The sequence below is a fragment of the Pseudovibrio denitrificans JCM 12308 genome, from assembly GCF_001310815.1.
Lineage (GTDB): Bacteria > Pseudomonadota > Alphaproteobacteria > Rhizobiales > Stappiaceae > Pseudovibrio > Pseudovibrio denitrificans.
In genome coordinates this window covers 82246-105866 of sequence record NZ_BAZK01000002.1, presented here as the reverse complement: position 1 = coordinate 105866, position 23621 = coordinate 82246, and the positions used below count along the sequence as shown (strand labels likewise).

Annotated in this window: 20 protein-coding genes, 2 tRNA genes and 6 pseudogenes; 11 read left to right on the top strand and 17 right to left on the bottom strand. The window is 52.9% G+C overall.

The genetic code is table 11. The features are described 5' to 3' along the window. Positions 1 to 90: 90 nt before the first annotated feature. The 5 genes and pseudogenes from edd (at position 91) to JCM12308_RS02150 (ending at position 5326) form a co-directional block, all read left to right on the top strand. Positions 91 to 1963, top strand: a pseudogene (gene edd, locus JCM12308_RS02170) (phosphogluconate dehydratase). Next, positions 1963 to 2604 carry a bifunctional 4-hydroxy-2-oxoglutarate aldolase/2-dehydro-3-deoxy-phosphogluconate aldolase gene (eda, locus tag JCM12308_RS02165; RefSeq protein ID WP_054782722.1) on the top strand — a complete coding sequence of 214 codons (642 nt, stop codon included), beginning with the start codon at positions 1963 to 1965 and terminating at the stop codon, positions 2602 to 2604. The pseudogene edd and the gene eda overlap by 1 nt, the downstream one beginning before the upstream one ends. A gap of 231 nt (positions 2605 to 2835) precedes the next feature. Then, a pseudogene (gene pgi, locus JCM12308_RS02160) lies at positions 2836 to 4478 on the top strand (glucose-6-phosphate isomerase). A 115-nt stretch (positions 4479 to 4593) separates the two neighbouring features. Continuing rightward, positions 4594 to 4869, top strand: a complete 276-nt coding sequence (locus JCM12308_RS02155) for a YMGG-like glycine zipper-containing protein (RefSeq protein WP_037036170.1) — start codon at positions 4594 to 4596, stop codon at positions 4867 to 4869. A gap of 193 nt (positions 4870 to 5062) precedes the next feature. After that, entirely contained in the window at positions 5063 to 5326 is a 264-nt protein-coding gene (locus JCM12308_RS02150) for a YMGG-like glycine zipper-containing protein (RefSeq protein ID WP_008547901.1), read from the top strand. A 12-nt stretch (positions 5327 to 5338) separates the two neighbouring features. Here the strand turns inward: JCM12308_RS02150 and JCM12308_RS02145 are convergent, their stop codons facing one another. From JCM12308_RS02145 to ald, 3 genes and pseudogenes are all read right to left on the bottom strand, one after another. Continuing rightward, the gene (locus JCM12308_RS02145) at positions 5339 to 5980 is read right to left on the bottom strand and encodes a hypothetical protein (protein WP_208978193.1); all 642 of its coding nucleotides are present in this window, start codon (positions 5978 to 5980) and stop codon (positions 5339 to 5341) included. A 32-nt stretch (positions 5981 to 6012) separates the two neighbouring features. Continuing rightward, a complete protein-coding gene (locus JCM12308_RS28825) occupies positions 6013 to 6285 on the bottom strand; it encodes a hypothetical protein (RefSeq protein WP_208978192.1) in 273 nt (90 codons plus the stop codon). Between the two features lie 173 nt (positions 6286 to 6458). Then, positions 6459 to 7591: pseudogene (ald, locus tag JCM12308_RS02140) on the bottom strand (alanine dehydrogenase). A gap of 156 nt (positions 7592 to 7747) precedes the next feature. On the opposite strand from ald, the gene JCM12308_RS02135 reads away from it, so the two are divergent. Together JCM12308_RS02135 and JCM12308_RS32920 are read left to right on the top strand one after the other, a co-directional pair. Next, complete coding sequence (locus tag JCM12308_RS02135; protein ID WP_008547557.1) at positions 7748 to 8215, top strand: Lrp/AsnC family transcriptional regulator; 468 nt, start codon at positions 7748 to 7750, stop codon at positions 8213 to 8215. Between the two features lie 126 nt (positions 8216 to 8341). After that, a pseudogene (locus JCM12308_RS32920) lies at positions 8342 to 9216 on the top strand (SMP-30/gluconolactonase/LRE family protein). Between the two features lie 599 nt (positions 9217 to 9815). On the opposite strand, the gene trhO reads toward JCM12308_RS32920, so the two are convergent. The 11 genes from trhO to JCM12308_RS02075 form a co-directional block, all read right to left on the bottom strand. Further along, on the bottom strand, positions 9816 to 10634 hold the full coding sequence (gene trhO, locus JCM12308_RS02125; protein WP_083416676.1) for an oxygen-dependent tRNA uridine(34) hydroxylase TrhO: 819 nt from the start codon (positions 10632 to 10634) through the stop codon (positions 9816 to 9818). 169 nt (positions 10635 to 10803) lie between these two features. After that, complete coding sequence (locus JCM12308_RS02120; RefSeq protein WP_037036168.1) at positions 10804 to 11130, bottom strand: RebB family R body protein; 327 nt, start codon at positions 11128 to 11130, stop codon at positions 10804 to 10806. A gap of 139 nt (positions 11131 to 11269) precedes the next feature. Next, positions 11270 to 11590 (bottom strand): RebB family R body protein, encoded by a 321-nt coding sequence (locus JCM12308_RS02115; protein WP_008547907.1) that lies wholly within the window; start codon positions 11588 to 11590, stop codon positions 11270 to 11272. Between the two features lie 158 nt (positions 11591 to 11748). Continuing rightward, positions 11749 to 12045 (bottom strand): RebB family R body protein, encoded by a 297-nt coding sequence (locus tag JCM12308_RS02110; protein WP_054782881.1) that lies wholly within the window; start codon positions 12043 to 12045, stop codon positions 11749 to 11751. Between the two features lie 357 nt (positions 12046 to 12402). Further along, a complete protein-coding gene (locus JCM12308_RS02105; protein WP_208978191.1) occupies positions 12403 to 12699 on the bottom strand; it encodes a RebB family R body protein in 297 nt (98 codons plus the stop codon). 118 nt (positions 12700 to 12817) lie between these two features. Then, positions 12818 to 13471 (bottom strand): hypothetical protein, encoded by a 654-nt coding sequence (locus JCM12308_RS02100; protein WP_054782720.1) that lies wholly within the window; start codon positions 13469 to 13471, stop codon positions 12818 to 12820. 23 nt (positions 13472 to 13494) lie between these two features. Next, positions 13495 to 13911 (bottom strand): hypothetical protein, encoded by a 417-nt coding sequence (locus JCM12308_RS02095; protein ID WP_054782719.1) that lies wholly within the window; start codon positions 13909 to 13911, stop codon positions 13495 to 13497. A 30-nt stretch (positions 13912 to 13941) separates the two neighbouring features. Further along, positions 13942 to 14115: a hypothetical protein gene (locus JCM12308_RS28175; RefSeq protein ID WP_164845248.1), complete on the bottom strand. Its 174-nt coding sequence runs from the start codon at positions 14113 to 14115 to the stop codon at positions 13942 to 13944. A gap of 19 nt (positions 14116 to 14134) precedes the next feature. Continuing rightward, the gene (locus JCM12308_RS02085) at positions 14135 to 14851 is read right to left on the bottom strand and encodes a hypothetical protein (RefSeq protein ID WP_083416675.1); all 717 of its coding nucleotides are present in this window, start codon (positions 14849 to 14851) and stop codon (positions 14135 to 14137) included. A 14-nt stretch (positions 14852 to 14865) separates the two neighbouring features. Beyond that, complete coding sequence (locus tag JCM12308_RS02080; RefSeq protein ID WP_008547676.1) at positions 14866 to 15126, bottom strand: RebB family R body protein; 261 nt, start codon at positions 15124 to 15126, stop codon at positions 14866 to 14868. Between the two features lie 76 nt (positions 15127 to 15202). Further along, on the bottom strand, positions 15203 to 15784 hold the full coding sequence (locus JCM12308_RS02075) for an RNA polymerase sigma factor (protein ID WP_054782717.1): 582 nt from the start codon (positions 15782 to 15784) through the stop codon (positions 15203 to 15205). A 638-nt stretch (positions 15785 to 16422) separates the two neighbouring features. Here JCM12308_RS02075 and JCM12308_RS27630 point away from each other — a divergent pair. Further along, entirely contained in the window at positions 16423 to 17193 is a 771-nt protein-coding gene (locus JCM12308_RS27630) for a hypothetical protein (RefSeq protein WP_128647315.1), read from the top strand. Between the two features lie 249 nt (positions 17194 to 17442). Here the strand turns inward: JCM12308_RS27630 and JCM12308_RS02070 are convergent. Continuing rightward, positions 17443 to 17518: transfer RNA gene (locus JCM12308_RS02070), tRNA-Lys, on the bottom strand. A 17-nt stretch (positions 17519 to 17535) separates the two neighbouring features. Then, a tRNA-Lys gene (locus tag JCM12308_RS02065) sits at positions 17536 to 17611 on the bottom strand. An 860-nt stretch (positions 17612 to 18471) separates the two neighbouring features. Between JCM12308_RS02065 and JCM12308_RS02060 the strand changes: the two are divergent. The 3 genes and pseudogenes from JCM12308_RS02060 (at position 18472) to JCM12308_RS02050 (ending at position 21721) form a co-directional block, all read left to right on the top strand. Next, positions 18472 to 20243 (top strand): annotated as a pseudogene (locus JCM12308_RS02060) (acetolactate synthase 3 large subunit). Positions 20244 to 20264: 21 nt separating this feature from the next. Next, positions 20265 to 20858 carry an acetolactate synthase small subunit gene (gene ilvN, locus JCM12308_RS02055; RefSeq protein WP_008547637.1) on the top strand — a complete coding sequence of 198 codons (594 nt, stop codon included), beginning with the start codon at positions 20265 to 20267 and terminating at the stop codon, positions 20856 to 20858. Between the two features lie 105 nt (positions 20859 to 20963). Next, positions 20964 to 21721, top strand: a pseudogene (locus tag JCM12308_RS02050) (pyridoxine 5'-phosphate synthase). Positions 21722 to 21792: 71 nt separating this feature from the next. Here the strand turns inward: JCM12308_RS02050 and JCM12308_RS02045 are convergent. Then, positions 21793 to 23199 (bottom strand): glutamine synthetase family protein, encoded by a 1407-nt coding sequence (locus tag JCM12308_RS02045; protein WP_054782716.1) that lies wholly within the window; start codon positions 23197 to 23199, stop codon positions 21793 to 21795. Positions 23200 to 23621: the final 422 nt, after the last annotated feature.

Sequence of the window (23621 nt, the reverse complement as noted above, 5' to 3'; positions counted from 1 at the left end):
AAATACAGGGATTCTCCTCCTCCCAATCCCGCTAAGGGCCGTTCGGTTTGGCTAATGAAAAGTCAAAGAACAAAAGGCAGAGCACAAGACATGGTTCATCCTCGCCTCAAAGAGATTACAGATCGCATAATCAAGCGCAGCGCTACGAGCAGACAAGACTATCTTCGTCGCATGAAGGCGCAGCACACCAACGCACCACAACGCACAAACCTTGGCTGCACCAACCTCGCGCATGGCTTTGCGGCCTGCCCAGCAGCAGATAAGCAGCACCTCGCCACAGACAAGCAGCCAAACCTCGGTATTATCACCGCTTACAACGACATGCTCTCAGCGCATCAACCCTATGAGAGCTACCCGGAAATCATCCGCGAAACAGTCCGCAAAATTCAGGCAACCGCTCAAGTCGCTGGTGGTGTACCAGCCATGTGCGATGGCGTCACACAAGGTCAGCCCGCCATGGACTTGTCCCTGTTCTCCCGTGACCTGATCGCCATGTCCGTCGCCGTTGGCCTGTCCCACGGAATGTTCGACGCCGCCGTATTCCTCGGCGTTTGCGATAAGATCGTTCCCGGTCTGCTGATCGGCGCACTGTCTTTCGGTCACCTGCCAGCAATCTTCCTCCCTGCTGGCCCAATGACCTCCGGCATCGCCAACGATGAGAAAGCCCGCATCCGTCAGCTGTTTGCTGAAGGCAAAGCCACACGCGAAGAGCTACTGGCATCAGAGAGTGCCTCCTACCACTCTCCGGGCACCTGTACTTTCTACGGCACAGCAAACTCCAACCAGATGCTCATGGAGATCATGGGCCTGCACATGCCGGGCAGCTCCTTCATCAATCCGCTGACACCACTGCGCAAAGCACTGGTCGAAGAAGCAGTTGCGCAAGTTGTTGAGCTTACTGCTCAACGCAGCACCCCTACGCCGCTCTATGAGATCATCGACGAGCGCGCGATTGTTAACGGCGTTGTCGGCCTGCATGCAACAGGCGGCTCCACCAACACACCATGCACCTTGTTGCAGTAGCAGCAGCAGCTGGCATTCAGCTCACATGGCAGGATATTTCAGACCTCTCTGAAATCATCCCACTGCTGGCACGCGTCTATCCAAACGGCAAGAGCGATGTGAACCACTTTGAAGCTGCTGGCGGCATGGGCTTCCTCATCCGCGAACTGCTCAGCGCTGGCCTGCTGCATGAAGACGTCAAAACCGTCAACGGTACCGGGCTGGATGGTTACACAGTCAACGTCTTCCTGAATGATGACGGCAGTGTTCTTCGCAAACCGGCACCAGCAAAAGCTTTGGATGAGACAATCCTCGCGCCAATGTCCGCTCCGTTTAATAAAGACGGCGGCCTTAAAGTCCTCAAAGGCAACCTTGGCGCTGCCATCATCAAAAGCTCCGCCGTTGCCCCTGACAGACACATCATCGAAGCTCCCGCTCAGGTCTTCCATACGCAGGAAGATGTTGAAGCAGCCTTCAAGGCAGGAGAGCTCAACAAAGATGTGGTTGTCGTGCTGCGCTACATGGGCCCGCAAGCCTGCGGCATGCCAGAGGCTCATAAACTAACACCACCACTCAGTGTTGTGCAGAACCGAGGCTATAAAGTCGCACTTGTAACTGATGGCCGCATGTCCGGCGCAAGTGGCAAGATTCCAGCTGCAATCCATGTTACTCCCGAAGCGAAGGACGGGGGCCTGATTGCCAAGGTAAAAGACGGCGACCTGCTGCGCCTCGATGCAGTTAACGGCACTCTGGAACTGCTTGTTCCAGCTGAAGAATTAGCCTACGTGAAATCACCCCGGCAGATCTGCAAAGCTGCCAGAGTGGAACGGGACGAGAATTATTCGCAAGCTTCAGAGCGAACGTGAGCTCTGCCGATACTGGCGCACGCGTTTTCAATCTGGAGCAGACTATCAAAACCCAAAGGAATGCTGACGTGGTCAGCGCAATGGAGACAGTGTAATGGCTCAGAATATCGAGCGTGTAGAAGCAATCATGACCGCCGCCCCGGTGATCGCAGTTCTCATTGTGAATGACCCTAAAAAAGCAGTTCCAATGGCAGAAGCGCTCGTCCGTGGCGGTATTCCGGGCATCGAGATTACGCTTCGCACTCCAAACGCACTGGACTGCATCAAAGCCGTGGCTGACAATGTGGAAGGCGCACTGGTTGGCGCCGGCACAGTCCTCAATCATCAGCAGTACGAAGCCTCAGTCAAAGCGGGCTCTACCTTTGTTGTTTCACCGGGTGCAACAGACAACCTGATCGCAGCAGCTGAAGACTTCCCGCAAGCTCCCCTCCTGCCGGGCGCAGGAACCGCTTCAGAAGTGATGAAGCTTCTGGAAGCTGGCTATGAGCGCCTCAAGTTCTTCCCGGCAGTACCAGCCGGTGGCACTCCAATGTTGAAAGGTCTGTCTTCTCCACTAGCTGCGGCTAAATTCTGCCCAACTGGTGGTATCAACCTTGGCAATGCACGTGACTTCCTCGCGCTGCCAAACGTTCTCTGCGTTGGTGGCTCCTGGATTGCAGATGCAAAAGCAATTGAATCTGAAGACTGGGCAGGCATCGAAAAGCGGGCTCGCGAAGCTGCTGCATTGACTGTTTGATCGCGAACCATCACGATTGATTGCATTGAATATCTTACCCGGGGTCTTACATCAAAGACCTGCCAACATTCTCGATAAGCAGACACCGGCTTTCGGGTAAGAGTACGCATAAAAACAAAGCTTTAAAGCAGTTTGCACGCCTTACAAAGCGCGCAGGCTGCTTTTGGGTAAATTGCAAGGCGCGATACTCGCTGCCAGCCAGAAGCTATTACAAGAATAAATGGAGCTTTGATGCCGACCGCAAATCCAAAAGATATCTTTAAGCGCCTTGAAGAGCACGCTCAGGCCATTCATTCCACCAAGATTACTGATCTCTTCGCTGCAGATCCTTCTCGTTTTGACAAGTTCTCCCGTTCTGCTGATGACCTGCTCTACGATTTCTCCAAGAACAAGCTAACCGAAGAAACTCTTGAGCTCCTGCTTGAGCTTGCACGCGCTGCCAATGTGGAAGCAAAGCGCGATGCCATGTTCGCAGGTGAGCACATCAACACAACTGAAGACCGCGCTGTTCTGCACACCGCTTTGCGCAATCAGTCCGAGAACCCTGTTCTGGTCGACGGCAAAGACGTGATGCCAGACATCAACGAAGTCCTCGTCAACATGGGCGACTTCGCTGAAGGCATTCGCTCTGGCGAACTCACAAGCCACTCCGGCGAGAAGTTCACCGATGTTGTCAACATCGGCATTGGCGGTTCCGACCTTGGTCCTGTCATGACCACCTTGGCTTTGGCTCCATACCACGACGGCCCGAACCTGCATTACGTCTCCAACGTTGACGGCGCTCATATCGCTGACACACTGGCTAAGCTGAACCCGGCAACCACGCTGTTCATCATCGCCAGCAAGACCTTCACCACGATTGAGACCATGACCAATGCGGCAACCGCACGCAAATGGATCGCAAAGCACTGCGGTGAAGAAGCAGTTGGCGCACACTTTGCAGCAGTCTCCACCGCTCTGGACAAAGTCGCAGCCTTTGGCATCTCCGAAGAACGCGTCTTCGGGTTCTGGGACTGGGTTGGCGGTCGTTACTCCATCTGGTCAGCCATCGGTCTACCACTCATGATCGCCATTGGTCCGGATGCATTCTCCGATTTCCTCGGCGGTGCACATGCCATGGACAATCACTTCCGCACCGCACCGATCGAAGACAACATCCCATTCCTGATGGGCCTTGTCGGCGTTTGGCATCGCAACGTACTGGGTTACGACACCCGCGCTGTGCTGCCGTACGATCAGCGCCTCTCCCGCTTCCCTGCTTACTTGCAGCAGCTGGATATGGAATCCAACGGCAAGAGCGTCACCAAAGACGGCACTGCTGTTGAAACTGAAACCGGCCCAATCGTCTGGGGCGAACCTGGCACCAACGGTCAGCACGCATTTTACCAGCTGATCCACCAGGGTACGAGCATCATCCTTGCGAGTTCCTCGTTGCTGCCAACAGCCACGAAGACGACCTGCAGAACCACCACAACCTCCTGCTTGCCAACTGCCTTGCCCAGAGTGAAGCCCTGCTCCGCGGTCGCTCTTTGGAAGAGGTTGAAGACAAGTTTCGTAAAGATGGCAAGTCTGAAGAAGAGATTGCCAAACTAGCTCCACAAAAGGTGTTCCCGGGTAACCGGCCTTCAACCACCCTCATCTATGATCGTCTCGATCCATTCACACTGGGTAGATTGATCGCGTCCTATGAGCATCGCGTCTTTGTTGAAGGCGCAATATGGAACATCAACTCCTACGACCAGTGGGGTGTTGAACTAGGAAAAGAACTCGCGACTCAACTTTTACCAATGGTTGAAGGCAGTCAATCCGCAGCGAACAAGGACAGTTCGACCCAAGGTTTGTTGAAATACCTAAAGAAGGCACGGAACCTCTAATTTTTAACAAACTTTAACCATGTTCTTTTTGTTAGCTCGTTCTCACAAAACACGAGCTGCCAGGAGGTATCGGGGTCCGGTCAAATTGGGATTGGCAGCAAAAGGAGACTGGAAAATGAAGAAACTTGCTCTCGTGGGCGTAAGTGTAGGTCTACTGGCTCTGGCTGGCTGTAACTCAACTTCAAGCACAGACCGTACGCTCGTAGGCGGTGGCCTTGGTGCCGCAACAGGCGCAGCTATCGGTGCTGCCACAGGCGGTGGCGTAGGAGATGCTCTCGCAGGCGCTGCAATCGGCGGCGTTGCTGGCGGTATCATCGGTAACGTCACCACACCGAAGAACTGTACAGCTTACGATCAGTATGGCCGTCCTTACCGCGTGAAGTGCCCATAAGCCTCGCAAAAAGATTTGGTTCTACCATTCCAAAGGCCCTGCACCCGCAGGGCCTTTTTGTTGCATACCTACAAGTTGCAACAGACAGAAAGCTTCCGCTTAACCACGCTCCCATCTCATCAGCTGCATTCATTCATCCGCAACAGGTCCGGCACTACCGTGGGTTTCAAACAATCAGACCATGGATAGGACCGTGAGAAAAACAATAATAATAACAGCCACCCTGCTCACACTCGGTGCTTGCAGTGAGTACAACAGAACAGACCGCGCCCTCGTCGGCGGTGGCCTGGGCGCTGCAACTGGTGCTGCCATCGGTGCCGCAACGGGTGATGTTGGGGCCGCATTTGCAGGCGCAGGCATCGGAGCGCTGGCAGGCGGTTTGATCGGCGTAGCAACCACGCCGCGCCGCTGTGTTGGGTACGATGCGTATGGTCGTCCCTATTACTATCGCTGCTGACAGCACTCCGCTTTAAAGATCAGACATAAAGTCCGGCGCGGCCATATCCAGTTTGAAGCTGCGCGGGCTCTTTGCAGTCGCTCCTGAACGCACCATCTTCTTGTAGATCATCTTGTGCGCAGCCGCCAAAGCCATCTTGGCGTACTTCATAGCCCCGAGGCTGTGCCGACTACCGGAAATCCCAGCAGCTCTCAGCAAACCATTGGCGTAGACGATCGCGTAAAAGTCTCGGATCTCCTTGGTGAAGTGCTCAGTCGTCACCGAGATGTTCACCTCATCATGGTTCTCCACCCGATGCGGATTGTTGAGCGGCCAATGCGCCATCTCACCCGGGCTCAGCGTCACCTTTGTGGCAAACTCATCATACCAGGGCTCAAACCGGATCTCCTCCTCAGTCGTACCAAGAAAGATCCCTTCCAGCTGCTCACCAGAAAGAAATGGATCACTGTTCTCGTAGATGTAAACGTCCTTATGGCCCTTCACTTGCCAAAGAGACTGACCGGGTACATCAGCATGATAGTACACCTGAGCACCGGGGGAAGAGATTAGCATCCCTGTTTTGTGCTTGAAGGTCTCAAAGCCCGGTACCTTCACCTCAAGCTCATCAAAGATTTTCGAGGTAATCTGCCGGAAACCTTCATCCCATTCCTGCAATGCACGCAGGGAAAGCCAGAAGCGTCCCTCTTCTACAGCACGAAGTACATCCTCGCCTTTGGCACCTTCAATGCTGCCCTGAAGCCATTGCGACTTCTTAGTGCCAATCGCACCGGGACGTACGAAGTCATAATGCTCAGAGGGAGTACCTCAATCAGACGCGCCAGATTTTCCGGCAAAAAGACCGGCAGTTCGTGCAATCGGTTTTTCAGCAGCAGCGTATGCTTGCCGAACACCTCTTTGTAGTGCTCTTTCCATTCAACAATCAAATCATGCTGAAGAACCAATGCCAAATCATGATACATGATGCCGCCTAACCCGAAAAATACTAGTAAATTTTGACAAGTATATCGAAGTCAGCCCTGCAAACTCATTAACACGGCGGCAAACACGGGACAGGGTAAACAGATCCTTTACCGACGAAAAACGGGAGCCCGAAGGCCCCCGCTCTCAAAACTCATCACGTCCAGTTGGACTTTCAGGCAGCTTCAGTTTCCTGAGCCAGTGCTGCTTCTGGAGACACGTAGGTGTAACCCAGGTTTTCAGCTACTTCAGCAACAGTCACCTGACCTTTGTACACGTTCAGACCTGGCATGAAGCTGGAATGTCACGCAGTGCAGCGGCATAACCTTTGTCAGCCAGTGCCAGAACGTAAGGCAGTGTTGCGTTGTTCAGTGCGTAGGTTGAAGTGCGAGCAACAGCGCCTGGCATGTTAGCCACGCAGTAGTGAACCACTTCATCAACGATGTAAGTTGGATCCTGGTGAGTTGTTGCGCGGGAAGTTTCAAAACAACCGCCCTGATCGATTGCAACGTCAACCACAACAGAACCCGGCTTCATCGCCTTGATGTGTTCTTTGGTCACCAGCTTCGGTGCAGCTGCACCAGCAACCAGCACAGCACCAACAACCAGATCAGCTGCCAGAACTTCTTTCTCAAGCGCTGCACGGTTGGAGAACACTGTCTTCAGACGGGAACCGAAGCGAGCGGAAAGAGCGTCGAGCACATCAACGTTTCTGTCCAGAACGGTCACGTCGGAACCAAGGCCGATTGCCATTTCAATCGCGTGGGCACCAACAACGCCGCCGCCGATCACAACGGTTTTCGCAGGCGCTACACCTGGTACGCCGCCGAGAAGAACGCCAGCACCGCCATTTGCTTTCTGCAGAGCCGTTGCACCAGCCTGAATGGAAAGACGACCAGCAACCTGAGACATAGGCGCCAGAAGGGGAAGGCGACCTTTTTGGTCAGTCACTGTTTCATAAGCGATGCAGACCGCGCCGGAGGCAACAAGGTCAGCAGTCTGTTCTGGGTCCGGAGCCAGGTGCAGGTAGGTGAACAGCAGGTGGTCAGGACGGAGCATCTTGCGCTCAACAGCCTGAGGCTCTTTCACCTTCACAATCATTTCTGCTTTTGCGAAGACTTCAGCAGCGGTTGGCAGGATGGATGCACCTGCTGCTTCATAGTCAGCATCGCTCGCGCCAATGCCAACGCCGGCATTGGTTTCAACAACCACTTCGTGGCCATGAGCAACAACTTCACGCACGCTGTCTGGTGTCAGACCAACGCGGTATTCGTGGTTCTTAATCTCCTTAGGAACACCTACAAGCATGTTTTTCTCCCAATCAGCTTCGGACCTGTGTTTCTACATAGCTTATGGAAATCTCTGCGGCAGATGCTTGCAATGTGCGCTCTAAACGGTACATTTTAGCAAACTTCTACGAATAAACATCATCTAGACACAATAATCTGCGAAAACGGCAAAGCTATGAAACTCGACAAGCTTGATAAAAAGATCCTTCGCGCTCTGCAGGACAATGGCCGTATTTCCAATTCTGACCTGGCAGATCATGTGGGCCTTTCCGCCTCTGCCTGCCTGCGCCGTGTCCGCACACTGGAGTCAGAAGGCGTTATCGAAAAGTACGTCGCTCTGCTCAATCCCAAGAAGCTCGGCAAGCGTATGAGTGTCTTTGTCGAGATCTCCCTTGGCTCCCAATCAGAAGAAGCCCTCTCCACATTTGAGAAGGCCGTGGACCGCTCCGCCGAGATCATGGAGTGCCATCTGATGGGCGGCGATGCGGATTACATCCTGCGTGTCATGGCAGATGATCCGGTCGATTTTGAGCGCATTCACCGCGACCACCTCACCCGCCTGCCCGGCGTTGTTCGTATGCGCTCCTCTTTTGCAATTCGCTCCACCAAACAAGGCAGCGCTCTGCCGATCTCTGAAGGCTAGACCGCTTCATAAACCTTGCGTTTTTCTCACAGGCATACTCGACGCTTCTGCCAAACCACACTATAACAACGCTCAATTGTATATTGCCTGCGGCTCTCCCGGGCTGCATGAGTATGGAGCACGACTTTGACCCCAATTATCACTTGCTTGCTGGACGGTCGCTACGAGCTGGCCGAAGGTCTCCTCTGGGATGAACTGACAAAACACCTGTTCTTCTGCGACATCCTTGGAAAACAGATCCACGCAATGCATTGGGATACCAAAGAAGTCACCACATGGGACTTCCCGAAAGTCGTCGGCTCCTTCGGCCTCTGCAAGGATGGCCGCCTCATTGTGGCAATGAAGGACGAGATCATCCTGTTCAACACCGTGACCAAAATCTACGAGGTCATCGCAAAGATTGAGCCGGACAATCCACGCACCCGTCTCAATGACGGTAAGGTTGGACCAGACAGCGCGTTCTGGGTGGGCACCATGATGATATCAGCCCAAGAACCCCAATCGCCAGCCTTTACCGCGTGGCACCAGACGGCAATGTCACCCAGATCGCCACAGAAATCCGCACATCCAACGGTCTGGCATGGTCCCCGGATACCAAAACCATGTACCACTCCGACACCGGCTCAGGTGAAGTCTTCGCTTATGACTTTGACCGCGATTTCGGTGCAGTCACCAACCAGCGCAAGTTCGCACAGCTGGATAACACCGTTGGCAGACCGGATGGTGCAACCACTGACACAGATGGCAACTACTGGTCCGCAGGCGTTTCTGCTGGCAACGTCAACTGCTTTGCACCAGATGGCCAGCTGCTGCAGTCCATCGCAATGCCAGTGCCGCGCCCGACAATCCCGTGCTTTGCAGGTCCAAACCTCAATACGCTTGTTGTCGCCAGCCTGCGCCCGCATGGTGATGACGAACTCCTCAAAGAGTTCCCTAAGTCCGGCGGCATCTTCGCAATGGATGTGGAACACAAAGGCCTGCCAACCTACCGCTTTGGATAAAGCATCCTGCCGAAAGGCAAACTGGCACACAGAGACAAACACTTTTAGCACCGCTGGTTCATGGCCGGCGGTGTTTTCGTTTGGCCCCAGGTACGGGGTGAGCAAGGCGAGCAGGCAGTGCCTGCGCATTGTAAATAAGTTAGTTTCTTCGGCATTGGCTGCTCGCCTCGCCCGGGCGTTTTTGTATGAAACAAGGTCTCCACCGAAAGGCATTGGGAGCAGGTGCCTACCCATCAGGATCAGTCCTCACAAAGCACAAGGCTTTGCTTGGAACCTCCCCGTCTGGGCAGTTGCTATCCGGAACAGTTTGATCTGCCCGTGACAGCTGCAGCTGCCAGTGTAGACGCCCATCGGGTGACCAGCTTCCGCTTGGTCCCTGCACTAAAGACTTTCAAGGGGTGTTTCAACGGACCCGCCAGATGATGCGTTACTTCATCCGATAGCCCCGCCCAGCCCACGCCGCACTGACGGTCGGTCCCCCAGCTGCCCGTTTACGTGAACATGAGTTAAGTATGGGTCATGCGCTGGCAGCGGGGATAAGTTTTTCTGCAGCCGGAACGAAAAAGGGGCAGTCAAACTGCCCCTCAAAACTCTCAGCTTCAGCCTTCGCTTGGCTCAGACGACTTATCGTCAATCTGATAAGGCGCAAGAACCTTCTTGGTCTTTTCAGGCAGGTTCTTCCCCCAGCCTGCATCCAGTTTGTGATCGACAGACACACGGTCATCAAACACAAAGCACTCACCTTTCCAGAGACTGTCCTCTTCAGGCACTTTCTCCAGATAGTTCAGAATGCCACCTTCAAGGTGATAAACCTCATCAAAGCCCTGCTCCAGCATCAAGCCTGTCGCCCGCTCACAGCGAATGCCGCCGGTACAGAACATGGCAACTTTCTTCTTGGCGCGCAGAGAGTTGTCATTGCGTTTGACCCACTCAGGAAACTCGTTGAACGTTTCCGTTTCAGGATCAAGAGCCCCCTCAAACGTGCCCAGCGCAAACTCATAGTCATTGCGCGTATCAATCACGACCGTCTCAGGGTCGGAGATCAGCGCATTCCAGTCCTCAGGCTTCACATAGGTGCCAACAAGATCATTCGGATCAATGTGATTGAGGCCCATGTTCACGATGGCTTTCTTCAACCGCACCTTCATGCGCTTGAACGGAAGCTTCTTCGCCCAGCTTTCCTTGACGATGATATCGTCAAAACGTGGATCATTGCGCAAGTACGCAATCACTTCACGCATCTGCTGCTCTTCACCAGCGATGGTGCCGTTAATGCCCTCACGGGCAATAAGAAGACTGCCGCGAATGCCTCGCTCCTTACAGAATGCAAGCAGCGGTTCGCGCATGTCTTCATAGTCTGCAAACTCAACAAACTTATAGAGCGCACAGACCAAAATGGGGGTCAGTGTAGGTGTCATTCTCAGCCTTTTGGCATTATTCGTGAGAATACCTATACTCATTTCCCCCCTGTCTGTCAGCAAGAGAGACTCTCCCAAAACGACAAAACCTCCCCTACCGAGGCAGGGAAGGTTCCGGGGCAAACCGCCCATTGTGTCGTCGAACTCCAGAATTTCCGAAATGCGGAGATTACCGCGGACGGAAAGCTTCCAGGATCGTGAGCAGAGTTTGCAACTGATCTGGCGTACCAGACTGAGCAACCTTTTCCGTTGCCCCAGCTGCAGCCATGGTGTCCATGGAGTAGATCTGCATGACACCCTGGTTGGTTGCAGCCTGTGCCAGCGTATTCTGCTGCTGAGAGGCAGCTACGTTATTCTCAAAGAGAATTCCGGTGGAATGCGCCATAGTCTGAAACAGCGACCCCATTGCCATGGCAGGTGCTTCTGCAACCACCTTCACATTCGCCTGGGTCACAGCGTCTGTGATCATTGGACTAACCGTATCTGGCATAGTCATCATCCTTCAATACAAAAGAGAGAGGTCGTGTCCGGTGGCCTTGCAGAGAACCACCAAGGGCATGCCCAACTGAAAACCAACCGGACACCATTAAACAGCAGTTTGAGAAAACGCCGCCGGACGGCGACGCCAGAACCTATTAGGTCGGGTTGAATACGCGCAGAATTGTCAGCAGCGTGTTCAGCTGATCTGGTGTGCCGCTCTGAGCAACTTTTTCGGTAGCACCAGCACCAGCCATCGTATCCATGGAGTAGATCTGCATAACTCCCTGGTTAGCTGCAGCCTGAGAAAGAATGTTCTGCTGCTGTGCTGCAGAAACATAGTTCTCAAAGAGAATTCCGGTGGAATGAGCCATTGTCTGATAGACGCTGCCCATTGCCATTGCAGGGGCTTCACCAACCACCTTTACGTTGGACTGGGTAACGGCATCAGTGATCATTGGGCTAACAGTAGTTGGCATTCTAATAGTCCTCTTTCATACAGTTCTGGTCAAAATCCGGTTCTGCTTTTCCTTGAACTGGCTCCAAAGGAGTACGCACTACTACAACTGAAAGGATGCATCAGAACCATTCTCATCGCTCTGGCCTTGCACCAGAAAGCGAAGCTCGAAAGTTCCGGTTATTGATTGAGACTACGCAAGGTAGTCAGCAGCGTGTTCAGCTGATCAGATGTCCCGATCTGAGCAACCTTTTCCGTGGCCGATGCCCCGGCCATTGTATTGACTGAGTAGATTTGCATGACGCCCTGATTGGTCGTCGCCTGCGCAAGAGTTGAAAATTGAGAAGCCGTCGCAACAGAGTTTTGAAAGAGTATGCCCGTCGAATGAGCGAGAGATGTGTAAAGGTTCCCCATTGCAATAGCCGGCGCAGCTCCAATCACAGATACATTGGTTTGCGTCACAGCATCCGTCACCATGCCATCCTCTGGTATTACGGGACCAATCCCCGGTAGATCCGCCATAAAGTCACTCCCACCTAGAGCGCGTTCCGTTTGATTGAGTTCAATCAAACGACAAGAATTCGCTCAACTAACAATGTTTGAGCATGATGCGTGAATGCGAATGAACGCGACATGCTCTAAACAACCGAACTCAAGAGCAGTTCGGTAAAACGCAGCCCTGCTTCACCCCTGATCAGGCACAGGCAGTGCACTGACCAGAGGCAAACTCTCAATGATTTAGAAAACTGGAAAAGCCTTCCCGAAATGTGGGAGTGACCTCTCAATAGCTTTAACGCGAAAAGTACCGACGCAATGTTTCAAGCAAACTCTCATTCACCTGCTCGATCTCTTGCGGATCCATATGCGAAATGCTGTTTGCAGCAGCCATGGAACCAACAGAATAAGTATGCAAAATTCCCTGCTTAACGCCGTCTGTGCAATGATGTTCTGGCGCTGTGCATTCGCGACAGAATTCTCAAAAAGCACCCCCGTTGATTGCGCCGCTGTCAGAAAGGTGAGCCCCAGCGCAAACGCTGGCGCTACTCCCAGAAGGGCAATGATATCAGCATCAACGGCTCCGCCATCGGAGGGTTTTGTTGAGCCACATTGTTCCTCAATAGTCTTTGGCATTTTTTCTCCAATATGCTTGTTATTATTGCCATTTACAGACTATTGACGCCGCTCCCCCTCATTTGTGAACTCTTTCCTAAGAGCCCCAGCCTTCGCTAAGGTTTCCTTCACACTTCCCTTAGCGATCACGGGATCGCTGCTGCAGATATCCAATCAGAAGCTCTGAGAGCTTTTCATTAAGTGGCCCAATCTGCTTGGAAATCTCCGAGTTGATCTCCTTCTTCAGATAATCCCTCAAAGCTTCCGCCACCTGCACGGCCATCATTTCCTGATTGGCAACACCGCCCTGAACCGGCTGCCCAGTCATCGGAAACTGTGCCATCCCGGCCCCAGCCTGAGCTGGAGGCACGCCCTGCCCAGGCGCCAACTGTGGTGGCGGCTGGACCGGAGGCGTCTGCGGTGTTTGCACCTCCGCCTGCTCACTCCCTGTACCAATCACACTCTTGATCGTATTGATCTCTTCATCAATGGAAGTACACAGTTTGGCCGCCGCCTGCTCCACCTCCGACACAATGCTCTGAGCAGATGTCGTGGCATCTTCACAGGCCCTGTTAATCTGTGCCTGCTGCTGTCGGATCTCCGCCACCACCTCGTTGTAATTGGGAATGCCCTGACGCAGCTGAGCGAACTCACTCGCCGCCTGATCCACATTCTCCTTCACCTTGGTGAGCTGCACCACAGCATCATCCAGCGCAGAGTTGAGCTCCGGCCCCGGCGTTGCCGTCACCTTCTGCGGACCAGCGTCTTGCGTTCCATTCACGGCTGTACTCATCGCCCCACTCCTCACGTCCTGCCTTACCAGTTGTAGTCAGAGTTCCGGTCCGGCCCACGATCCTCGTTCCGCTCTTCAAACTCGATGTCGCCAGTCGAGGTAAACCGGGCAAGGAGCTCCTCTTCGACCCCGTCCTGCACCAACCGCTCTTCATCATCCCGGTCGTCATACCGATCAGCATCTTCCTGAAGCCGCTCGTCCCGGAACCCAAGCACCAGATCCGCTGCCGAAATCTCACCCTCACTGCCAAGCATCCCTTCAGCCTTCACCAAAGCATCCCGCGCCAGGCTCAGATGACACAACATCCCTGGCAGACCTTCAACGCCGGACCGGGACAATGTTCGCACTTCTTCCTGCTCGATAACCCCTTCCCAGCGGCGCAACTGATTGAGGATCACCTCCTCCAATTCCTCTCGAATGTATGTAACGTCCCGTTCCATATCTCACCTTTTGAGCTGACAGGGGTCTGCCTATCGCGTCAGAGCCCGAAGAAAAGTCGCAAGCAAAATGTAGTCTCGTTGAAACAACCGTGTGACCTCCCGAACCAACTCCGCCAGTTCATCCACCTCCACATCATCCGGTTCAGACCGAACATCTGCAGCAGCTTCAAAGCCATAACGGGGCCGTCCAGCACGAGCGCTCATCCATCCTTCTCCCGGCAGATCACTCACTCACCTCTTGAAAGGCAGAGATCGCGTTGGTCACCATGGTGTTGAGCTCAGTCAGCGCCGGCGTTGCCGCAAGTGCGGGATCCTGCGCAATCTTCGCCGCCACAATTGCCTGCGCGGCCATAGAGATCTGCATAACCCCGTTCATGTAGGTCTCTGCATCCTGCGAAGCATGTCCACTGGACTGCTTGGTCATCACGTCTTCAGGCACCGAGATCATGGTCTCCAGACCCTGAAAGTTCTGGAAGTTCGTGAACTGCACAGCCTGAGTGATCTGATCATTCAAAGCAGGTGTCGCGGGCGCTGTGGTTGGCAACGGAGGATAGGATGGGCCTGACGATTTTTCCGATCCCTGGCCGGCATCTACGCCTTGCGACTGACCGCCTATACCGCCAGCACCAGTGGCAGCCTCAAAGCCAGCACCGCCAGCAGGTCCCTTTTCACTATCCATGATCATGGTTTGTTGCGCTCCGGATTGACTGTTGCTCTCACTTGCTGGGTTGACGGCTTGCTGCTCCGCCTGTGAGGACATTTTGACTGCCGGGGAGGATTGCTTCACATCCTGTGTTCTGGATGCAGCAGTGGCCTGAGTAGAGGAACGCAAACTATTATCACTCACAGGCCCTTGGAGCAGAGAGATCATGCGCCGACGACGCGTAATCGCATTCTCATACTCTTGAGAAGCTGTACTCTCACCTCTCTCCCTCACCATCAAATTCCCTCAAACTAGCCACCTGATGGGGTAGATTCAGAGCCAGACGTCGGGCCGATCTCCATAATGAGCTGCACGCCCTTGGAAACCACGGCTGTCGAGATCTGGTTCATGGATTGCTGGGCATGGGTCGCATTCTGCACCGAGAGCCCCGTTGCATTGCTAACCACCTGATACAAATTAGCGATTGCCTGAGAGGGCGCCTCGCCCACCACCTTCACATTTGTCTGGGTAACGGCATCCGTCACCTGAGCATTTACAGTCTCTTCCGCCATGCTAGTGCCCTCGCAGTCTGAAATCGTTAACTATTCGGAGAGACGCACTCACATCTCTCCTGTGAACACAATCTGATCAACTGAACCGTCTGCGCTTCTTCTTGCGCGCATCCCGCAGCTTTTCACGCAGGAACTGCACCCGCTTACGCGCCAGCGCCTGAGAGATGTTCAGCTCCTCCGAGATATCGCTGTAACTGCGATCCTCGGCAAACTTGAGAGAAAAAATCTGCTGGTAGATAACTGGCAGCCGCTCCAGCGTTTTGCCAATCAATGCAAGCTCTTCCTTTTGCACCAACAGAACTTCTTGCGGTGCCGCTTCCACTTCAGCGTTGGCAAGGTGCTCATCATAAACATCCTTTTCGCCATCCCTAAACTGATACTCATAGCGCTTCTTGCGATACTGACTGATGAACTCGTTCTTGAGCGCATACATGAAGAACGCAATCGGCTCCCGCATATTCAGGGGGCGCTGTTCAAAATGAGACGCCACCTTGATGATGGTTGCTGACATCAACTCCTCGGCAGCATCCATGTCACCACCCGTAAGGTGAAACGCCCTGCCAAAAATCTTTTTTCTATGCTCGTTCCAGTATTTCCAAACAGGCGTTAAATCCTGACGCCCATCAAGATGTTCAAGTCGTGTATTCTTGTAATACATCCGCCACACCTCAATGTATTACAGACAAACCTCCAGATAATTTCAGCAGCACATCACAGCGGGCACAGTAGAACTGCACCAGAACTCTGACATCAACTTTAATTCGAGAGAAATTGTCCGTTTCGATACGATTGACGCTACGGATATTCTTGTTTTTGGAAAACCAACGCAATTTTATGGGTTGTATAAATTGAAGCTTACAACCTTTAGTAACAACACTCAAACCAACTAAAAAAGTTTGATATGCTCCAGATACTTACACCACTTCACCGTACACACTTTGCAGATTTACAACACAACCTGAAACGCGATGCGCGCCTGTTAACAACCTATAAGGTGTAATTCTAAACCTCACACAACCCGGAAAAGGCATAAGGCCAATCTCATAGACCGAGTTTCACCCTGCCCTTAATAGACAGCCCAGCTCTCTTTTTGTGACATGGCCGATTCTGGAAATTAAGTCTGGAGTACACTTCAAGATCTCTTTACAAGGTGAACACGCCAGATGAGCAACGAGACAGAATACTATGAAAGTAAGTTTTCACACCTATCCAAAAGCATATCCATGGCCGTGGGGCTGGAAACGTTTACGTCGAAAATGGTATAGTTTCCGTTCAGGACTGGCACTAAGGCGCGCAATGTCCAAAGACGGTGTCATCACAAGGCGCGGTAGGGGTAACAAGCCCACAAAAGCAGATGTTGCGGTGATGTGGTCATGGAAGCAGAGAAAAATTATTGCTGATATGACTGAAACTGGACGCAAAATTATTGTGATAGAACGTGGATTTATTCAGCCTCGAAATGAATGGTATAGCTTAGCTGTTGATGGCTTCAATAATCGAGGACGCTTTATCAAAGCTCCCGATCACGGAAAACGTTGGCAGCTGCATTTTTCACATCACCTCAAACCTTGGCGAAAGAGATCAGGCAACATCGCGCTTCTAATCGGGCAAGTACCCAGCGATGCTTCACTGATGGGGACAGACTTTATTACTTGGGCTCAAGAACAGACCGACCGACTGATAAAAATGGGTTTAGAAGTAATATATCGACCTCACCCGGAGTCCTCAACACCTTGCCCAGTCGGAGCCAAATTATCTGAAAACAGTCTTCAACATGATTTTGATCATGCTGATAGAGTAGTAACATTCTGCTCAACTACAGCAGTAGAGGCAGTATTAGCAGGAATACCAACAGTTGTGTGTGATATAGGATCTGTAGCCTGGCCTATGTGCTCTCATCAAGTTGAAGATCCTTTAATAAGACCGGACAGAACTCAATGGTGCCACGATCTTGCGTGGCGCCAATGGCGGCTGGCAGAGCTTGAAGACGGAACTGCCTGGAGGGCGATCAAACCTTTACTGACAACAAGTAGTAATTCAACATCAAGCTTTTCAAACGGCAACTAATTGGGGAAACCTACTTCATCGATGCATTCTTAAAGGCAATAAGAATGCATCACATAACACATGCTTTTAACGCAAAGCCTTAAACCACCAGTGATAACAAAACGCGGCATGAAACCTCGCTAAGACACGATCAGCAAAATTCAAATAAGGAAATTTGAGAGAAAGAGGCGAGCAGTTGAAATAAGCTACGCACAAGCATCACAGGCTTATAAGCCTTTGTGAAACAGTCACCAATTTTCGGGGAGAAAATGGTGAGCCCGCACGGGTTCGAACCGTGGACCTACTGATTAAAAGTCAGTTGCTCTACCAGCTGAGCTACGGGCTCACATGACGTGATACGCTTGGTGGGTGCACAGGGATTCGAACCCGGGACCGTCTGATTAAGAGTCAGATGCTCTACCAACTGAGCTATACACCCAAACGTTTCCCGCCGAAGCGATGGCGGGTGTATATAAAGCCTTTTGCGAGAGCGCAAGGCCCTAACTGCAACTTTTCAAAAATGTCTTGTGTAAAGTAAACTTATCCCAGACTAACCTATGCAAATCTACGAATTTTGGCAGCACAAATACAATTCCAGAGTGTGAAATGCGAAAAAACAATCCAATTTGAGGTTGTTAGCCCTGTTAGTAATTAGTCCAACTCCCACTCCACGCCAAAATTGTACTGCTCCCTCCTACACCTGCAAACAGGAGAGGTAGAACACTGCACTGCAACCGAAAGACATAAGACGCCACCGCACTGCAAAATCGCACAATTCTGCGGGTTCTCTAAAGCGCACCAAATGCACCGGCAGAACCTGATGCAAACACAACGAGCATCTTCTGACGTTGCGCAACTTTCGCAAAGCACCCCGACACTTGCAGATAACTCAAGAAAACAAGAGGTCATTGCGGCGCAACATTAAGAAGAAGCCACTTGACGCTTTTACGTATCTAAGCCTAATCTCACCCCGAATTTTAGAGTTTACCTGAGCGATTCAATGGTGAAGCGCGGTAATCTCTTACACGGTTGGAATTATGTTAAGGGAGAGTGGAGCCCTGAGGCTCCCAATACCAGAATGCAAACTTCAATTCTTCTTATCGTGGTGGGAAGCGCGTCGCCGGAGTGAGCTAGCTCACTCGGAACGGTTAGACGCGCACAAGGAGCCAAACGGCTCCTTTTTTTATGGCTAATTCGCAGAGATGTTCAAAAGAGCAACTCTGCAAAACAAACAGCTGGATTGATTGCACACCCTTCAATCGGGCGAAACGAGCAGATACAGGCAACAAGGACTTGATGATGCAACGGGAGATGACAGGCGCTGAAATGGTTCTCCAGGCGCTGAAGGACAACGGGGTGGAACATGTATTTGGATACCCTGGTGGTGCAGTCCTACCCATTTATGATGAGCTGATCCAGCAGGACTCGATCCAGCACATCCTCGTCCGTCATGAGCAAGGTGCAGGCCACGCTGCTGAAGGCTATGCACGCTCCACCGGTAAAGCCGGTGTTGCTCTGGTAACCTCTGGTCCGGGCGCAACCAACATGGTCACCGCGCTGACAGACGCGATGCTCGACTCCATCCCGATGGTTTGCATCACCGGTCAGGTTCCAACCAATCTGGTTGGCTCCGACGCCTTCCAGGAATGTGACACCGTTGGCATCACCCGCCCTTGCACCAAGCACAACTGGCTGGTGAAGGACGTTAATGATCTGCCACGCATTCTGCATGAAGCCTTCTACGTTGCTCAGTCCGGTCGTCCGGGCCCTGTTGTTGTTGACATTCCAAAGGATGTTCAGTTTGCAACCGGCACCTACGATGGCCCTCAGGCAAATCCAAGCAACCATAAGAGCTACCGCCCACAGCTGAAAGGCGACATGAACGCCATTCGCGCGGCTGTTGAGCTGATGTCCAAAGCCAAACGCCCTGTGTTCTACACCGGCGGCGGCGTCATCAACTCCGGCGCGGCTGCAAGCCAGCTGCTGCGTGAACTGGTAGATCTGACTGGCTTCCCGATCACCTCAACCCTGATGGGTCTGGGCGCTTATCCGGCATCTGGCGAACAGTGGCTCGGTATGCTGGGCATGCACGGCACCTATGAACCAACATGGCGATGCACGACTGTGATCTGATGATCTGTATCGGTGCACGCTTTGATGACCGCATCACAGGCCGTCTGGACGCCTTCTCTCCGAACTCAACCAAGATCCACGTGGACATCGACCCATCGTCCATCAACAAAATCGTGCACGTTGATCTGCCAATTGTTGGCGATGTTGCTCACGTTCTGGAAGACATGGTTCGCATCTGGCGTGCGTCCAGCTTCCATTCCCAGCCAGAGCTGAAGGGATGGCAGACGCAGATTGCCAAATGGCGTGCCCGAGATTGTCTGTCCTATCGCCACAGCGATGACGTCATCATGCCTCAGTACGCTTTGCAGCGCCTGAACGAAGCCATCAAAGGCCGCAAAGACGTTTACATCTCAACCGAGGTTGGGCAGCATCAGATGTGGGCTGCTCAGTACCTGGGCTTTGAATCTCCAAACCATTGGCTGACTTCAGGCGGCTTTGGCACCATGGGCTACGGCCTGCCAGCAGCCATCGGTGCTCAGGTCGCTCATCCGGGCGCACTGTGCATCAACGTTGCAGGAGATGCCTCCATCCTGATGAACATTCAGGAAATGTCGACCGCCGTTCAGCACGGTCTCGCACCAAAAACGTTCATCCTGAACAACTCTTACATGGGAATGGTTCGTCAGTGGCAGCAGCTGCTGCATGGCAACCGCCTCTCCCACTCCTACACCGACAGTCTGCCTGACTTTGTAAAACTGGCAGAAGCGTATGGTGCAAAAGGCATCCGCGTGACCAAGCCGGGTGAACTGGATGATGCTATTCAGGAAATGATTGAATCTCCTGAACCAGTCCTCTTCGATTGCTGCGTCGCTCAGCTGACCAACTGCTTCCCGATGATCCCGTCAGGCAAAGCCCACAACGAAATGTTGTTGCCGGACGAAGCAACTGATGAAGCCGTCGCAAATGCCATCGACACCGCAGGCAAGTCATTGGTATAGGATAAAGCTGGGAGATTCATTATGAACGCACAAAAAACTGACGCACTATCAGCTTACTTCCTAGCTGAGACCAGCGATGTTTTGGAAACACATACTCTATCAATCATTGTAGATAACGAGCCGGGTGTTCTTGCCCGCGTGATCGGCCTGTTTTCTGGCCGTGGCTACAACATTGACAGCCTCAGCGTGTCTGAAACAGAACACGAAAAGCACGTGTCCCGCATCACCATCGTCACCACCGGTACTCCGCAGGTAATTGAGCAGATCCGCCACCAGCTGGACCGCCTCGTACCGGTTCACATCGTCCGCGACCTGACAGTGGCTGCAAAGAACTCCAATCAGGAAAAGCCGCTTGAGCGCGAGCTGGCCCTGATTAAGGTGCGCGGTGAAGGTGAAAAGCGTCTGGAAGCACTGCGCCTGTCAGAAGCATTCAAGGCAACTGTTATTGACGCAACCATTGATCACTTCGTTTTCGAGATCACTGGCCGTACAAATAAAATCGATCAGTTCATTGAAATCCTCACTCCACTGGGCCTCGTAGAGGTTTCGCGTACGGGTGTTGCCGCACTTGCACGTGGTGGTCAGGGTCTCAAAGATCTTCACGACGAAATTTAACAGTTAGAGGACAATTTTGTCCTATTGATATTAAGCGGCGTCTTTTGCAAGTCTGTGAAGACGCCGTTTTATTTTAAAATACAAACTCAATAAAGAGTAGCCCCCATGAAGACGCCAAGTCGCTTATCCGTCAACGTAAACGCTGTAGCTGTTCTGCGAAATCGCCGCGACGTTCCGTGGCCAAGCGTGACGCATCTGGCAGCCCTCGCCCTCAACGCAGGAGCCAAAGGCATCACCGTGCACCCACGCCCGGACGAGCGCCACATCCGCCGCACGGATGTTGAAGACATCTCCAAGATGCTGCGCGAGGAACTGCACGGCAAGGAGCTGTGCCTCGAAGGCTATCCGGATGAGCGCTTCATGGAACTGGTGAAAGAAGTCCGCCCAACACAGGTTCTGTTCGTACCGGACGATCCATCCCAGCAGACCTCAGACCATGGCTGGGACTTTTCTGAGAACATGGATCTTCTGAAAGACGTGATCGCTCAGGCAAAGTCCTGGGGCGTACGCACATCGCTCTTCGTCGACCCAGAGCCAAGCCAGCCACCGCTCGCAGCTGAAGCAGGTGCAGAGCGGATCGAGATCTACACCGGCCCTTACGGCGCGTGCCATTCTGACAAAGAAGCTGAAAAGGTTGAGCTGGAGAAAGTGGTCGCAACAGCAGAAGCTGCAAAAGCTGCTGGCCTCATGGTCAACGCAGGCCACGACCTCACCGTTGAAAACCTGCCAGCCTGATCGAGCGCGTACCTTACATCTCAGAGGTTTCCATCGGCCACGGCTTCACCGCCGATGCTCTGGAACACGGCTTCACCCAAAGCGTCCGCCGTTTCCGCAAAGCGCTTGGAGAGCCAGTCGAGCTATAAGAGCCTATCAAGTTTCAAAGGAAGCCTGCTGTGCCCCGCACCGCAGGCTTTTTTAGTGCCTGGGCACAGCTTCAAACACCTTCGAAATATCGCAGGAACTCAAAACTGGTGATGTCCTTCTCAATCCACGCCCGGAACGCCTTCAGCTCATTCTCCCGGCTCCGCGCATATTGATCTGCCAAAGCTACCCCAAGCGCTTGCTGCACAAACTCGCTTTCCCGGAAGAGCTCAAGCGACTCCTCCAAAGAGCGCGGCAGTTTCACAAGATCCTCATCCTTGCCCGGATCTCCAATCAGCATCGCTGGCGGTTCCTCCCGCTGCTGAAGACCATCCAGCCCAGCGGCACCAATCAGTGCCAGAATGATGTAGGGATGCGTATCAGCACCTGAGCACCGATGCTCCAACCGGATCGCCTGAGGATCAGGGCTGGAGATCACCCGCACCGCACTCACCCGGTGCTCCTCCCCCCAACACACCTCTTCTGGACATCCCGTAAACCGTGAAAGCCGCCGGTAGGAGTTGATCGTTGGCCGAAACGCCAGATGCGACGCCTTCATCTGCGCCAGAAGGCCCGCCACAAAATACCGGCCCTGCTCACTCAACGCAGCGTCCTTATCATAAAAAATGTTGTGCCCCATCTCATCGTAGAGGCTCACATGCACGTGGGTGCCATTGGCTGAATCCTGCCCCATCGGCTGATAGCGCGCCATGAAGGTGGCAATCAGCCCCCGTTCCCGGCACAGCTCCTTCAGGTGATGCCGCGCCCGCACTGCATTATCAGCGGCTTGCAACGGAGTCGCAGGTTCAAGTGCAACCTCATACATCCCCCAGCCAATCTCACTCTCCATGGAAGACACACCAATCCCAAGCCCTTCCATCCGCTCCCGGAAATCGTCCATCAGGTCCATGTAGTCAGGATCACGATTTACGGAATCATATTGCAAGGAATGCCCGAATGGCTTCAGCTTGTGATGTTCTCCAGCCTCCACCAGCGCCCGGTCAAAATGGAAAATCCCAAGTTCAAACTCCAGACCAACCTTCATGGTCAGCCGCATCTCAGCAAGCCGCTCCTCCAGCATCTCAAGAGGCCGACGCACATCCAACACAAAGCGCGTCCCATCCCGGTTAAAGCAGTTGAGCAAGACCTCACTGATCCCAGGCCGCCAGCCCAACTGGAACAACGTATTGCTGTCCGCCAGACTGTGCAGATTGCCAAAGCCGGTGTGATACCAGACATGCGGAGACTCGTAGATCAACTCCCCCGCTGGCTGTCCATCACCATGAGGGATGAGATAGAGCGAGGAGTTAGTGGAGCACCCCTTTTCCAGACCATCCAGCGGCTGAAGCCGACAGCGAAGCAGTCCATTCATATCCGGCACCTGCGTGATAACCGAATGCACACCCCGCTGCTTCAGCTGCCCGATCTGCTTGGCCAGCGCGTCTTTTGAGGCAGACTGCATCTGAGAAAACTGCGTCATGTCTGATCTACTCCAAGATGTACCAAGCACCTTAAAGTCAACGCAGAGTGCAAACCGTAGAAGAAATCAGCGACCTTTGAACTAAATCACCCGCTCCGCATAGGTTGCAAAGAACACAAGAAGACTACCTAGACAGTAACTTTCATACACAGACAGAAAATCAGAGATTATCGACCAAAATCACATCAAGCCTATGAAACAATGAAAATAATGGCGCCTGAACCCACCGTGCAAATTGGCAACACTCCGTAACGATAACTAATAGTTTATTACCCTCAAATTGCCGAGGTAAGGATTTCTGCTAAGTTAGACATTCCCTAAGGATACCCCCATCAAGAATAATAGAACCATGCGTCATTTGTATCTCGTAGCTTTGCCACTTGCCCTCGCCGCACATCCCCTCAGTGCGCAGGAAGCCGCGC